This is a genomic window from Noviherbaspirillum phoenicis, from assembly GCF_047237965.1.
Classification (GTDB): Bacteria; Pseudomonadota; Gammaproteobacteria; order Burkholderiales; family Burkholderiaceae_D; genus Noviherbaspirillum_A.
The window spans coordinates 439,297-452,818 of the sequence record NZ_JBDFLX010000003.1 but is presented as its reverse complement, the minus strand read 5'-3'; the positions used below and the strand labels follow the sequence as shown (position 1 = coordinate 452,818).

The window sequence follows — 13,522 nt, the reverse complement described above, 5'->3', positions numbered from 1 at the left end:
CAGGGAGTGTCATGACGCAACGCAGTTTGATCAGCAAGAGCGCAACCGAGCTTCGGCGGCTCATAGGCAGCAAACAGATATCGCCCGTCGAACTGCTCGACGCCTGCATTGCCCGGATCGAGGAAGTCAATCCGCATGTCAATGCCGTCACCGCCACCTGCTTCGAGCGGGCCAGGAAGGAAGCGGCCAACGCGGAGAAGGCGGTGCTGGCAGGACAAGCGCTCGGACTGCTGCATGGCCTGCCCATCGGCATCAAGGACCTCGAGGAGACCGAGGGGCTGCTGACGACTTACGGCTCGGCGATCTACCGCAGCAATATCCCGGCCCGGGACAACGCGCTGGTTGCCAGGCTGCGCGCCGCGGGCGCCATCGTGGTCGGCAAGACCAACGTGCCCGAGATGGGCGCCGGCGCGAACACCCGCAACACCGTCTGGGGCGCGACCGGCAATCCATTCGATGCCAGGCTCAATGCCGGCGGCTCGTCCGGCGGATCGGCCGCGGCGCTGGCCGTGGACATGCTCCCGCTGTGCAGCGGCTCCGACACCGGCGGCTCGCTGCGCATTCCCGCGGCCAAGTGCGGCGTCTATGGCTTCAGGCCGTCGCCGGGCCTGGTGCCCAGCCAGCGCAAGCTGCTCGGCTGGACCCCGATCTCGGTGGTCGGCCCGATGGGAAGGTCGATGGACGATGTGATCCTGCAGCTCAGGGCCACGGTCGGCCTCGATACCTCGGACCCGCTGAGCTATCCGGTATCGGCGGCGGACTTTGGCGCGCTTGCCGAGGCCGACCTGTCGACGCTGCGCGTGGCCTACACCGAGGACTTCGGCGTGTGCGAGGTCGATAACGACATTCGCAAGGTGTTCCGGGAAAAGATCGCCGCCATGCGGCCCTTTTTCAGGGAATGCGACGAACTCCGCTTCGACGCCGGCGACGCGCATCGCTGCTTCGACGTGATCCGGGCCGAGAGCTTCGTCGCCGGTTTCGAAGCAGCCTACCGGCGCGATCCGCAATCGCTGGGTCCCAACACACGGGCCAACTATGAACTGGGCGCCGCGATGGGCCTGGCCGATACCGCCTGGGCCCATGCGGAACAGACCCGCTTCTTCCGCCGCTTCCAGAGCCTGTATGAACAATACGACCTGATCCTGTCGCCCACCACGCCGGTCTCGCCGTTTGCCTGGAGCGAGCTGTACCTGAAGGAAGTCAATGGCGTGGCGCTGGAGAATTATTACCGCTGGCTGGCGTTGACCTATGTCGTCACGCTGGCCACCAATCCGGCCCTGGCAGTCCCCTGCGGCACCGACCACAAGGGCATGCCGTTCGGCTTGCAGGTCGTCGGCAGCTTCCGCGGCGACGCCCGCCTGCTGGCCTGCGCCCGTTCGCTCGAAAGCGCCTTTGCGTCGCGGCCGGAACTGGCCAGGCCCTTGCCTGATATCGAGAAACTGATGGCAAGCCGCGTCGACCTGACGTCGATCGCCGTCGATGCGCCCGGGGCGAACGGCTTTTCTGCTGCGTCGTTGTCCGCTGCCGGCAGCGCCCCGGCCGTATAAGCAGGGCTGCGGCACAGCGGCCGCAGCGGTGTGACCGTATTTCAAACTTGCCTGATGGAGCATCGTGATGAAGATTCGATCTGCCCGCCTCACCCGTATCGCCCGCGTCTCGTTTCTCTGCATCGCCGCCGCCGTTTGTGCAAGCGCCATCGCGCAGGACTATCCGACCAAGCCGATCACCCTGGTGGTGCCGTTCCCGCCGGGAGGCGCCACCGACACCATCGGCCGGCAGATCGGCAAGACCCTGGGCGACCGCCTGGGACAAACCGTGATCATCGAGAACAAGCCCGGCGCCGGCACCATGGTCGGCGCCGGTGCGGTGGCCCGGTCCGCGCCGGACGGCTATGCCCTGCTCATCAGTTCCGGCACCACCTTCACGGTGAATCCGGCCATCTACCCCAAGGTGCCGTATGACACCGTCAAGAGCTTCGAGCCGATCGGCCTGATCGGCCGCAGCCCAATGGTGATACTGGCCAATGCGGATGTGCCGATCAACAACTTCAAGGAACTGGTCGCCGCCGCCAAGGCAGCTCCCGACAAGTATGCCTATGGCTCCTACGGCAACGGCACGACCGCGCACTTCGCCGGCGAGATGGTGCAGCAGGCTGCCGGCATCAAGCTGCGCCACCTGCCTTACAAGGGCAGCGCGCCGGCAATGAACGACCTGATGGGCGGCCATATCCCGTTCACGGTCGATACCCTGACGGCAGCCTTGCCGCAATTGAAGTCCGGCAAGGTGAAGGCGATTGCGGTGACCACGGCGCAGCGCTCGCCGATGGCGCCGGATATTCCCAGCGTCGCGGAAAGCGGCTACACCGGCGTCAATGCCGACACCTGGATCGCCATCGTCGCGCCACGCGGCCTGCCGCCGGCGGTCAAGACCAAGCTGGTGAAAGCCCTGGCCGATTCCGTGGCCAGCGAGGAAACCCGCAGCAAGCTGTCGGCGATCGGCACCGAACCGGCCTATGGCACGCCGGATGAGCTTGCCAAACTGATTGCAACCGAAATGCCGGTGATGAAGGACATCGCGCAACGCGCCTCGATCAAGCTCGACTAGCGCTGGCCGATGCCAGGCGCATCGGCAACCCTTCATTCATCATGCACCCATTGCTCAGGAGACTACAGTGGAATTCGACTTCGTCATCGTTGGCGCCGGCATTGCCGGGGCGTCGCTTGCCTATGAGCTTGCCCCGCATGCACGCGTGGCCGTTCTGGAACAGGAATCCCAGCCCGGCTATCACTCCACCGGACGCTCCGCCGCGCTGTTTTCCGAGACCTACGGCACCCCGACCATCCGCGGCCTGACCTGCGCCAGCCGCACCTTTCTGACCAGCCCGCCGCCCGGCTTTGCCGAGCACCCGATACTGAGCGAGCGCGGCGTGATGCATGTGGCCATGCGCGGCCAGGAGCATGACTTGGCGGCCAGCATGGCGCTTGCCCGGCAAACCGCGGTCGGCGCGATCGAACTGGATGCCGCGCAAACGATCGCGCGCTGCCCCGTCCTGCGCGCGGACGCGGTGCTCGGCGCGGTCTATGAGCATGATGCGATGGATATCGACGTCCATGCGCTGCATAACGGCTATCTGAAAGGCATGCGCGCCCGCGGCGGGCAGCTTTTCAATGACGCCCGGCTGGCCTCCGCCAGCTTCGCCGACGGCGTGTGGACCATCAAGCTAGATGACGGCCGTACCGTGGCCGGCCGCATGCTGGTCAATGCCGCCGGCGCCTGGGCCGATGTGGTGGCAGCGCGCTGCGGCGTGCCGCCGGTCGGGCTGCAGCCCAAGCGGCGCACGGCCTTCACCTTCGATCCGCCCGCCGGCGTCAGCATTGCAGGCTGGCCCACGGTGATCGGCATCGACGAGTCCTACTACTTCAAGCCCGACGCCGGCCAGCTGCTCGGCTCGCCGGCCAATGCCGACCCGGTCGACCCGCACGATGTGCAGGCAGAGGAAATCGATGTGGCGACCGGCATCTTCCATATCGAGGAAGTGTCGACCATGCGGATCCGCCGGCCCACCCATGTATGGGCCGGACTGCGCTCCTTTGTCGGCGACGGCGACCTGGTGGTTGGCCATGATGAACTTGCGCCCGGCTTCTTCTGGGTAGCGGCGCAGGGCGGCTATGGCATCCAGAGCGCGCCGGCCGTGGCGCGGCTGGCGGCGTCTGCGCTGCTGGGTCAAGCGTTTCCGGAAGACCTGGCCCGGTTCGGCGTGCGCGCCGACGCCCTTGCGCCGGCACGGCTGCAACGCATGGCGCACCCAGCACCGGCCACCGATTTCGCCTGAGCGCAATTCAGCCAGGCACCAGTCAGCCCTGTACGCCATCGAACGGCGCGCAGGGCTCGTTCATCGTGATCACCGTGCCGCTGTAGGCGCGCCATGGTTTCAATTCATTCAAGCAAAGGATCGTCATGTCCAGCATCAAGCGCCATGCCAGCACGCTGCCCTTTCCATTCTCCCGCGCCGTTCAGGCGGGCAATCTGCTGTTCCTGTCCGGCCAGATACCGATGGATGCCGACGGCAAGATCGTGACCGGGGAGATTGGCGTCCAGGCGCAGGCAGTGATGGACCGAATCGGCGAAACGCTGCAGCTTGCAGGCGCCGAATTCAGCGACGTGGTGAAGGTGACCGTCTGGCTGGCGGACATGGGCAACCTGGAGCAATTCAATGCGGTTTACCGCCGCTATTTCAGCGACGGCTTTCCGGCACGCTCCGCGGTGCAGGCACGGCTGGCATTCGACGTCGGCGTCGAGGTGGAAATGCAGGCCTGGATCGGCGGCTAAACCGGTTCCAGGCTGACGCCGCGTTCAAGGAACTTGCGGTACTCGGCTTCTGGCACGAACAGGCCGCCCGTGGTCCATGCGATATGAGTGGCTGCCTGCATTACCGGCAACAGGCCGTGCCGCTTGAGATAAGCCTTTCCTTCGGCAGTCTCGCGCAGCATCGCAGGCCCGGAAAAGCCGGCGGCAGCCGATGGCTCGACCTGCAATCCGGCATGCTGACGGGCAAGGTACAGGTGACGGAACAGCGTGTCGTCCGCCACCGTGTAGACGCCGGACAGTTCGTCGCCGATCACATCGGCCGCCAGGTCGGAGGCACGCGGCACCGCCAGGCCGTCGGCTTCGGTGCGGTTGCTCAAACCAATGTCGTACACCGAGGGCGCCGTGTCGCGCCGGTCCAGCATGCGCAGCAGGAAGCAGGGCGACTGCACAGGCTCGGCAAAGAAGCAGTGGACATGCGGGCCGTACAGTTGCTTGAGGCCGAACGTGATGCCGCCCGGCGCGCCGCCGACGCCGCAGGGGAGGTAGACAAACAGCGGATGCTGCGCGTCGACCGTGATGCCCAGCGCTTCGATCTGCCGGCCCAGGTTGGGCGCGGCGGCGCTGTATCCAAGAAACAGCGACAGCGAGCGTTCGTCGTCGATGAAATGGATGAACTGGTCTTGCGCCGCCTGCCGGCGGCCGGCGGCCACCGCCTGCTCATAGTCGCCGGCATGCTCGACCACGCGCACGCCCCGCGCGCGCAGCCTGTCCTTCTTCCATGCCTTGGCGTCGGCCGACATGTGCACCGTGGCGCGAAAGCCCAGTGCCGAGGCCATCACGCCGATCGACAGGCCAAGGTTGCCGGTGGAACCGACCGCCACTTCATAACGGCTGAACAGGGCTTTGACGGCAGGGCTGGCAAGAACACGGTAATCGGCATCGAGCTGCAGCAGGCCATGCTCCAGCGCGAGGCGCTCGGCAAGCTCGAGCACTTCGTGAATGCCGCCGCGCGCCTTGATCGAGCCGGCGACAGGCAGGCCGTGATCGGCCTTGACCAGGAGTTTTCCGAAGTCGGCCGGCATGCCAAGCGCGGCCTGCAGCGCCGGCGCCGGCAGCAGTTCGGATTCGATACGGCCGCCCGCCGGCTGCAGTTCAGGGAAGAGCTCCGCCAGCAGCGGCGCGAAGCGGCCAAAGCGCGCCTCTGCCGCCAGCATGTGGGCCGGCCCGACGGCGGGCGTTTCACCGGTGCCGTGCGCCAGCGTCGTGTCCGTCAGCGCCGGATTGGTCCATAGGGTGGGCTGGCCGGAAGCGAGTTGCTGCAGGCGCTGCGTCTGGTCATTGCTGGGCTGCGCGAGGGTCATGAACATCCTTATGCTGCAAAAGTGAAAGGGGAAGCTGCCAGTCGGAAGATGGTAAAGCGGGCAGTGCCGTCTCACCAGCATATTGTTTCGACGGTTCATTTGCCGAATCGGCATGGCTTGGGCAAAATGCCTGCCATGGCCAACACACGAGTACTCCAGGAAACAGCCGTACGATACTTTCTCGAAGTGGTGCGCAGCGGCTCGATCAGCAAGGCCGCCGACAAGCTCAACGTGGCGTCCTCGGCGGTGAGCCGCCAGATCGCCAGGCTGGAGGAAGAGCTCGGCACGCCCCTGTTCGACCGCCATGCGCGCGGCACGGTGCCGAATGCCGCCGGCGAGCTGCTGGCCTCGTATGCCTTGCGCATGCAGCTCGAAACCGAGCGTATCGGCAACGAGCTGCTGGCCCTGAAGGGCCTGCGCCGGGGCGAGGTGAAAATCGCCTGCAACAGCGGCTTCGCCGTCAACTTCGTGCCGACGCTGGTCGAGTCATTCAGGCGGCAGCACGGCGGCATCCATTTCGGCCTGTCGGTCGGGCCGAGTTCCGAGGTGGCCAGTCGGCTGCTCGGCGGCGAAGCCGATATCGGCCTGCTGTTTACCCTCAGCGCCACCCGCGGGGTCAAGGTGCATCTTGCGCAGAGGGCCCCGATCTATGCGGTGATGAAGCCGTCCCATCCGCTGGCCGCATCGGAGCATGTCACGCTGGCCGATGTGGCTGCCTATCCGCTGGCGATGTCATCCAAGAAAATAGCAATGCGCCAGCTCATCGATGCCTGCTGCGCCCGCAAGCAGCTGGTGATCGATCCGGTTTTCTCCAGTGATTCGCTGGAAGCGACGATCAGCTTCGTGCTGGCCGAAGGCGGCATCGCCTTCTCGGCCGAGCTGCCGGTGCGCCACCTGCTGAAGGAGGGCCGGCTCAAGGCCATTCCGGTGCGCGAGCGCGACCTCGGTTCCTTCCAGCTGGAAGTGCAGACCCTGGCCGGGCGCATCCTGCCGCGGGCGGTGCAATCCTTCCTGGACAGCCTGGTTGCGGCCATACCCGGGCAGCCGCCGGGTCCATAGAACCAGGCGGGCTTTTCAGCCGAACCGTACCGAGGCCTTGCCCAGGCTGCCGAAGTCCACGGTGACATGGTCGCCATGCGCGATCGCGAAAGGCGGTATGCAGGCGCCCGTCGTCACGGTCTCTCCCTTGACTAGCGTCACGCCCAGTTGCGACAGTTCATTGACCAGCCAGGTCAGCGCGATGCGCGGGTCGCCAAGCACGTTGGCGCCGGAACCTTCCATCTCGGGCCTGCCGTCCACTCTGGCGACGACACGATGCGTCGCGAGGTCGATCGACCGCCAGTCCGCGCCGGCCGCTTCAGCCGCCACGAAGTAATGGGTGCAGGCGTTGTCGGCGATCAGCTGCGCCGCGCCGACGCGGGTGAAATCCTGATAGCGGGAATCCGGAATCTCGATCGCCGGATGCAGCGTGGCTACCGCGTCCAGCACTTCGGCCACCGTGTAGGCGGCGGCGCGCGGCGGAAGGTCACGCCCCATCCGGAACGCAAATTCCGCCTCGGCCACGCGCATGTGGTTCGGGCCGGACGGCACCATGCCCGCATTCGCAATCACCCGCTCGGCCAGCAGCCTTCCGGCGATCGGCCCATCGACATTGATGTGGGCCTGGCCGGCGCCGCTGGTTGCGGCAATCTTCCATCCATAGAGCGCGCTGCCGGAGCGGGCTTGCAGCCGTTCCTGGATGGCATAGCCTTCGGCGCGGGTGGCCGGCCGGATTTCAGGTGGCAGTTCCTCGATCAGGCTGCCCTGCATCCAGTGCTGGTAGAGAAGGTCCGATGCTGCTTGTGCGCGGTGTTGATCCATGTTGACGGTGTCGATTGGGAGTGGGTAAAGGCCGTTACAGGCAGGTTCGCTGTTTAAAAAGTGTCTATGCAGTGAGCCGGCGCATCATATAACAGGGAAACCGCCATTCGCTGTCTGCTTATCCGCCAATTTGCAGCATGCTCTTCGCTGGATCGGCGTCACTGCTCGCGCTGCCCGGTCCGGTAAGGATCGAGCGTGCCATTGACGACGGAGATGGAATATTGGTCGAGCTCCCCGGCCTTGCCCGACCACTGCCGCATGTCGAAGCGGCCGGCCCCGTCGAGCCGCTGGATCCGGATGTCGCGATGGGTCAGCGGAAGATGGGGCTGCAATACTTCCGGCGCCGTCGTGGTTTCCAGAAAATACACCGAGCCTTCGCCGACACGCTCCGCCCAGCCATTCTCGATCAGCAGCGCCGTGCCGTTGCTCACGCCGATGCCGCGCACGCTTTTCGTGCGGCCTTCGCTGACCAGCCGGGACATGAAGGTGATCAGGCGTCCCATCCGGTCGCGCGTGTCGAAATGGCTGTCGGTGATGATATTGCGCAGCGCCGGCAAGGCCAGGAAGTCATGGCTCAGGGTGATCGCCTGGTCAAACGGGTCTGCCATCGCGGCAGCGGAGCGGATCGGCCCGCGTTCCGCGGTGAAGGCATACTCGCCCAGTATCGCAAGGCCGGCACTGAAGCCGGCGATGGGAACGTTGCCGGCAGCCAGTTCATGAATGGCGCGTTCGAGCTGCGTGTTCTTCCAGTAGCGCACATAGTCATTCTGGTTGCCGCCGGCAATGAACAGCGCATCGGCCTGGCGCACCCGGGCAAGCACGAACGGATCGTTCGCCGCCTCCCGGCTCGGGATGACCAGGGTCTCCACCGAGGATGCGCCGCCGAGTCCATACAGGTAATCGTTATAGACATCGGTGCCGGCGGCGCGGATGACGACGAAGTTGCCGCCGCCGCTGCGCTCCATCATCCAGCGGAATGCGTCCGGCACCGACCTGCCGCCTCCCATCAGCACCAGCGACGGCACAGGCTGGCGGACAGGCTTCGCATCGGCCGGATCGCCGACGAGGAAATGCTGGAACGGCGCCGCCTGCGCATCCGTCGACTGCGCCACCGCCTGGCTGCCGGCGGCGAGGAGGATGGCGGCAAGCAGGCAGCGACAGGCGCTGCCCGTTATCCAGTTTGCAATGGTGCGTGGCGCCTTGCCTGCAAGGCCCGTCAACTCTTTCCATGCCATGTCTGTCCTTTCAAAACGGCTTCGCGCAAGCGGACCGCGCTGTCCGACGGGATGCCGCCATGGTGCCGTTCATTACAAAGCGGGATGCAGCCGCCAGTCAAGAGATGATCGGCCGGCGGCTTGTTCAAAGCCATGCGCCATCGCAAATTTTTCCTGGCTGCGCTAAGCCAGCACGTCCCGGCAGACCCTGAACCAGGCAGCGGCGGCATGCGACTGATGGCGTCCGTTCCACACCTGGGCCACTTCCCACGACAGTTCCGGCTCCACGACCCGCAGCAGTTCCAACGGCTCGCCCGCGATGCGCCTGATGAACGGTTCCGGCAAGAGCGCCACGCCCATGCCGGCGGACGCCATGGCAACCAGCCAGTCCCAGTGGCCGCTCTGCGCCGCGATTTTCGGCATGAAGCCGGCCTCGTCGAAGCTGGCAAGCAGGGCGCGGGTCAGCGCGAAGTCGTCCTTCAGCAGCACCAGCGGCACGTCGCGCAGGGACTTCAGCTTCAGCGTTGCCTGCCTGCTGCGAAACGTGCCCGGCATGGCCAGCGCCCAGATCGGGTAGCTGGCCACCGGCACCGTCGCCAGGTCCAGGCCGGGATCAGCGGGCAGCACCGTCATGCCGACTTCGAGTTCGCCCGACGCCACCTGCCGCTCGATCGCCTGGCCGGTATCCTCGATCAGGGCCAGCGTGATTTGCGGATGCCGCTTCCGGAACGCCTTCAGCACCGGCGTAAACAGCAGATTGATCATCGGCGGAATGCCTATCGTCAGCCGGCCCTGGCGCAGGGCCTGGGTATCCTGCACTTCCTGCTGCAGGCGGCGCATGGTGGTGAGCATTTCCTGTCCGCGCTCGAACACCACCCGGCCCGTGTCGGTGAGCGTCAGCCGGCGGCCCTCCCGCAGCAGCAGGGGCGTGCCGATTTCATCCTCCAGCTGGCGCACCATCTTGCTGATCGTGGACTGGGTGACATGCATTTTTTCGGCTGCCTGGGTGAAGCTGCTGATCCTGGCAGTCTCGATGAAGTAGCGGAGGGAACGGATATCCAAGACGATTTTCCAATGTATGCATAAAACGACTGAAGCCGGAGACTTTAATTCATGCGGGCCATGATTGCCAAATCCTAAAATGCCTGCAGTCAACCGCCCCGGAAACTCTGGAGAACCGCCGTGCATCAGGACCGTATCCGCCATCCCGCATTCATGAAAAAAGTGACGACGGCCGCGGAAGCCGCCCGGCTGTTCCGCAACGGCATGACCGTTGGCATGAGCGGCTTCACCCGCGCCGGCGACGCCAAGGCGATACCCATCGCGCTGGCGGAACGGGCCCGGCAGGAACCGCTGCGGCTGACCCTGCTCACCGGCGCTTCCCTGGGCAATGGCAGCGACGGGCTAATGGCCGATGCCGGTCTGCTGGCGCGGCGCATGCCGTTCCAGTCAGACGCCACGCTACGGCGCAGGATCAACGCGGGCGAGGTGATGTACATCGACCAGCACCTGTCCGAGACCGCCGAGCAGTTGCGGTCGCACAGCCTGGCGCCGGTCGACATCGCTGTCATCGAGGCGGTAGCCATTACCGAGGACGGCGCCATCGTCCCAACCATGGCGGTGGGGAATTCGGCCAGCTTCGTGCAGCAGGCGCGGTGCGTGATCATCGAGATCAACCTCAGCGCGCCACTGGCGCTGGAAGGGCTGCACGACATCTATCTGCCGCAAGGCCAGCCGGACCGGCTGCCGATTCCGCTGATCCGCCCGGAACAGCGCATCGGCACGGCCGCGATTGCCGTCGATCCGGCGCGGGTCGCCGCGATCGTGATTACCGACAGCCCCGACAGTCCTTCCACCGTGGAGCCGCCCGATGAAGAGACCGCCGCCATCGCCGGCCATATCGTCGGCTTCTTCGGGCAGGAAGTCGCCGCGGGCCGCATGGGCATGGACCTGATGCCGCTGCAGGCCGGCATCGGCAGCATTGCCAATGCGGTATTGCACGGGCTGATCGGTTCGCCCTTCCGCGACATGACGATGTATTCGGAAGTGCTGCAGGACAGCGCGATTGCCCTGCTCGACTCGGGTCAGCTGCGTTTTGCGTCGGCTTCCTCCATCACCCTGTCGGCCCCGGTGCATGAGCATTTCCTGCGCCATATCCGGGATTACCGGTCGCGCCTGGTGCTGCGGCCGCAGGAGATCAGCAACCATCCGGAGATCGTGCGGCGCCTTGGCCTGATCGCGCTCAACACCGCACTCGAATTCGACATCTACGGCAACGTCAACTCGACCCATGTCGCCGGCACCCGGATGATGAATGGCATCGGCGGCTCGGGCGACTTTGCACGCAACAGCCATCTGTCGCTGTTCGTCAGCAAATCGGTGGCCAAGGCGGGCGCCATTTCCAGCGTCGTGCCCATGGTCAGCCATGTGGACCATACCGAGCACGATGTCGATGTGCTGGTCACCGAATGGGGCCTGGCGGACCTGCGCGGCCTGGCGCCGCGAGAACGCGCACCGCTGATCATCGAGCGCTGCGCCCACCCGGACTACCGTGCGCCGCTGCGCGCCTACTTCGACGAAGCCGTTCGCCGCGGTGGCCATACGCCGCATCTGCTGGAACAGGCCTTTTCCTGGCATGCACGGTATGAGGCCAGCGGCGCCATGCTGCCCTCCTGAGCCGCTGCAAGACTGTTTTTTGCGCTGCCGCCGCGCGGCCGTGGCGCTCAAGCACACGCCTGCGCCGTCTGCTTGAGCGCCACGGCATCCGATCGTTTTCCCAAGAGGTATCGTGTACTACCGTTGCATTCGCCTTGTCTACAGCATCAGAAAGAACCCGGTCCATGATCGTTCGTGACAGGCCTTCCGGGCTCAGGCTGTTCGTGACCATGCGCGGCTCGGTGCTGTCGCAGATATGGAAGAGCCTCCTGGTCACCATGGTGCTGGCGGTGGCCGTCACTTTCACCCATGGCGCGCTGCTGCACCACAAGATCATCCTGACCACGATTCCATTTACGCTGATGGGGCTGCCGCTGGCGATCTTCCTCGGCTTTCGCAACAGTTCCGCTTACGACCGCTATTGGGAAGGGCGCAAGCTGTGGGGCGACCTGGTGCTGAGGAGCCGTAACTTTGCCCGGCAGTGCAACAGCCTCATTGGCCCCGGCACGCCCGGACCGGACGAGGCGGCCGACGCGCGCAGGCGCATGATCTACCGGGCCATCGCCTTCGCCCATGCATTGCGCCACCATCTGCGCGGCAGCGACGGCGCCGCCGACCTGGAGAGGCTGCTGGCAAGGGCCGAATGGACAGGCGCCGTGAAGGCCTCCAACCCGCCCAACTTCCTGATGGAGCGCATGGGTGAAGACCTGCGCCGTTGCCTGGAACAGGGCCGCATCGACAGCGTACTGATGGCCTCGCTCGATGGCACCCTGTGCGCGATGGTGGCTGCGGCCGCCGCCTGCGAGCGCATCAGGAATACGCCTATTCCGTTTTCCTACACGCTGCTGCTGCACCGGACCGCCTACCTCTATTGCTTCCTGCTGCCCTTTGGCCTGGTGGATGCCATCGGCTATATGACCCCGGTAGTGGTGACCATCGTTGCCTACACCTTCTTCGGCCTGGATGCGCTCGGCGACGAGATCGAGGAGCCGTTCGGCACCTCGGCCAATGACCTGCCGCTGGAAGCCATATGCCGCGGCATCGAAATCAGCCTGCGCGAATCGCTGGCGGAAGAGGAACTGCCGCCGCCATGCCGGCCCGTCAATTACCAGCTGAGTTGAGCTGATCGGGTGCGTCAAGGCATCAATGCATCAATGCACCATGTTCCTGTCGCGCAGCAGCTGGATGAACTGGTCCGCCGCGGGCGACAGCGCCGCGCCCTTTCTGGTGACGATGCCGAAGGTCTGGTAAGTCGAGGTCAGATCGATCGGCAGGATGCGAAGCATCTTGTGGCGGGCAAAGAAGTCGGCCACGTCGGTCGGCAGCAGCGCAACGATGTCGTTGCTGCGCTGGAGGATCGCAATGCTGACGAAGGTCGAGGCGGTGGATATCTGGTTGCCCGGCATGGTCATGCCGGCGGCGTCCATTTCCCGTTCCAGCAGCGTGTGCATCGGCATGTTGGAGGGATACACCAGCCAGCGATGATGGGCCAGGTGCTGCAGGCCCAGGTTGGCCTCGTCCATCTGCGGATGGTGATAGCCGACCACCACCGACACCGGCTCGTCGCGCAGCGGCTGGTACAGGTATTTGCCGACCTCGGCCGCCACGCTGGCGCGGCCGATCACCAGGTCGAGGCGGCCGTCGTCCAGCAGGCTCAGCATGCGGATGCTGGTGTCTTCCACCACTTCGATAGCCAGGTTGGGCTGGCGGGTATGCAGCCAGTTCAGGATTGGCACGACCACGTCCGGCACCGCGCCCATGATGGTGCCGATCGCCAGCCGTCCTCCCTTGCCGGTGCGGATGTCCGCGATGTCCTGGCACAGCGCGCCCAGGTCGGTAACCAGCAGCCGCGCATGGCGGATCACGCTGTGGCCGAACTGGTTAGGGATCATGCCGGTCTTGGAGCGCTCGAACAGCGGCGTGTCGAACATGTCTTCCAGCTCATGCAGCACCTTGCTGGCGGCTGACTGCGTGATGGACAGCGCACCGGCCGCCTTGTGCATGGATTTGTGCTCATCCAGGGCAATGAGCAACTGCAGCTGCTTCATGCGCAAGCGGGCCAGCAAGGTGTCTATCGTTTGCTTCATGATTCCTGAAAGTGATCACGTTATGGAAACTATTCAA

12 protein-coding genes are annotated in these 13,522 nt (G+C 65.3%); 7 read left to right on the top strand and 5 right to left on the bottom strand.

Going from position 1 to position 13,522, the window contains the following annotated elements:
- Nucleotides 1–11 precede the first annotated feature (11 nt).
- The 4 genes from ABC383_RS24295 (at nucleotide 12) to ABC383_RS24280 (ending at nucleotide 4,329) form a co-directional block, all read left to right on the top strand.
- A complete protein-coding gene (locus ABC383_RS24295) occupies nucleotides 12–1,547 on the top strand; it encodes an amidase (protein WP_413018025.1) in 1,536 nt (511 codons plus the stop codon).
- A 67-nt stretch (nucleotides 1,548–1,614) separates the two neighbouring features.
- A complete protein-coding gene (locus tag ABC383_RS24290) occupies nucleotides 1,615–2,604 on the top strand; it encodes a Bug family tripartite tricarboxylate transporter substrate binding protein (RefSeq protein WP_413018023.1) in 990 nt (329 codons plus the stop codon).
- A 67-nt stretch (nucleotides 2,605–2,671) separates the two neighbouring features.
- Nucleotides 2,672–3,832 carry an NAD(P)/FAD-dependent oxidoreductase gene (locus ABC383_RS24285; RefSeq protein ID WP_413018021.1) on the top strand — a complete coding sequence of 387 codons (1,161 nt, stop codon included), beginning with the start codon at nucleotides 2,672–2,674 and terminating at the stop codon, nucleotides 3,830–3,832.
- Between the two features lie 125 nt (nucleotides 3,833–3,957).
- Nucleotides 3,958–4,329 carry a RidA family protein gene (locus ABC383_RS24280; protein ID WP_413018019.1) on the top strand — a complete coding sequence of 124 codons (372 nt, stop codon included), beginning with the start codon at nucleotides 3,958–3,960 and terminating at the stop codon, nucleotides 4,327–4,329.
- Here ABC383_RS24280 and dsdA read toward each other — a convergent pair.
- Nucleotides 4,326–5,669: a D-serine ammonia-lyase gene (gene dsdA, locus ABC383_RS24275; RefSeq protein WP_413018017.1), complete on the bottom strand. Its 1,344-nt coding sequence runs from the start codon at nucleotides 5,667–5,669 to the stop codon at nucleotides 4,326–4,328. The genes ABC383_RS24280 and dsdA overlap by 4 nt on opposite strands.
- Before the next feature lie 135 nt (nucleotides 5,670–5,804).
- On the opposite strand from dsdA, the gene ABC383_RS24270 reads away from it, so the two are divergent.
- Nucleotides 5,805–6,728, top strand: coding sequence for a LysR family transcriptional regulator (locus tag ABC383_RS24270; protein ID WP_413018015.1), 924 nt, complete (start codon nucleotides 5,805–5,807; stop codon nucleotides 6,726–6,728).
- Between the two features lie 15 nt (nucleotides 6,729–6,743).
- Here ABC383_RS24270 and ABC383_RS24265 read toward each other — a convergent pair whose 3' ends face one another.
- The 3 genes from ABC383_RS24265 to ABC383_RS24255 form a co-directional block, all read right to left on the bottom strand.
- On the bottom strand, nucleotides 6,744–7,529 hold the full coding sequence (locus ABC383_RS24265; protein WP_413018013.1) for a 2-keto-4-pentenoate hydratase: 786 nt from the start codon (nucleotides 7,527–7,529) through the stop codon (nucleotides 6,744–6,746).
- 158 nt (nucleotides 7,530–7,687) lie between these two features.
- Nucleotides 7,688–8,764: a cyanophycinase gene (locus ABC383_RS24260; RefSeq protein WP_413018012.1), complete on the bottom strand. Its 1,077-nt coding sequence runs from the start codon at nucleotides 8,762–8,764 to the stop codon at nucleotides 7,688–7,690.
- A gap of 162 nt (nucleotides 8,765–8,926) precedes the next feature.
- Nucleotides 8,927–9,805 carry a LysR family transcriptional regulator gene (locus ABC383_RS24255; protein ID WP_413018010.1) on the bottom strand — a complete coding sequence of 293 codons (879 nt, stop codon included), beginning with the start codon at nucleotides 9,803–9,805 and terminating at the stop codon, nucleotides 8,927–8,929.
- Between the two features lie 120 nt (nucleotides 9,806–9,925).
- Here ABC383_RS24255 and scpC point away from each other — a divergent pair, with 120 nt between their 5' ends.
- A complete protein-coding gene (gene scpC, locus ABC383_RS24250; RefSeq protein WP_413018009.1) occupies nucleotides 9,926–11,419 on the top strand; it encodes a succinyl-CoA:acetate CoA-transferase ScpC in 1,494 nt (497 codons plus the stop codon).
- Nucleotides 11,420–11,583: 164 nt separating this feature from the next.
- A complete protein-coding gene (locus ABC383_RS24245; RefSeq protein ID WP_413018007.1) occupies nucleotides 11,584–12,519 on the top strand; it encodes a bestrophin family protein in 936 nt (311 codons plus the stop codon).
- A 30-nt stretch (nucleotides 12,520–12,549) separates the two neighbouring features.
- Here the strand turns inward: ABC383_RS24245 and ABC383_RS24240 are convergent, their stop codons facing one another.
- On the bottom strand, nucleotides 12,550–13,485 hold the full coding sequence (locus tag ABC383_RS24240; protein WP_413018006.1) for a LysR family transcriptional regulator: 936 nt from the start codon (nucleotides 13,483–13,485) through the stop codon (nucleotides 12,550–12,552).
- Between the last annotated feature and the right edge of the window lie 37 nt (nucleotides 13,486–13,522).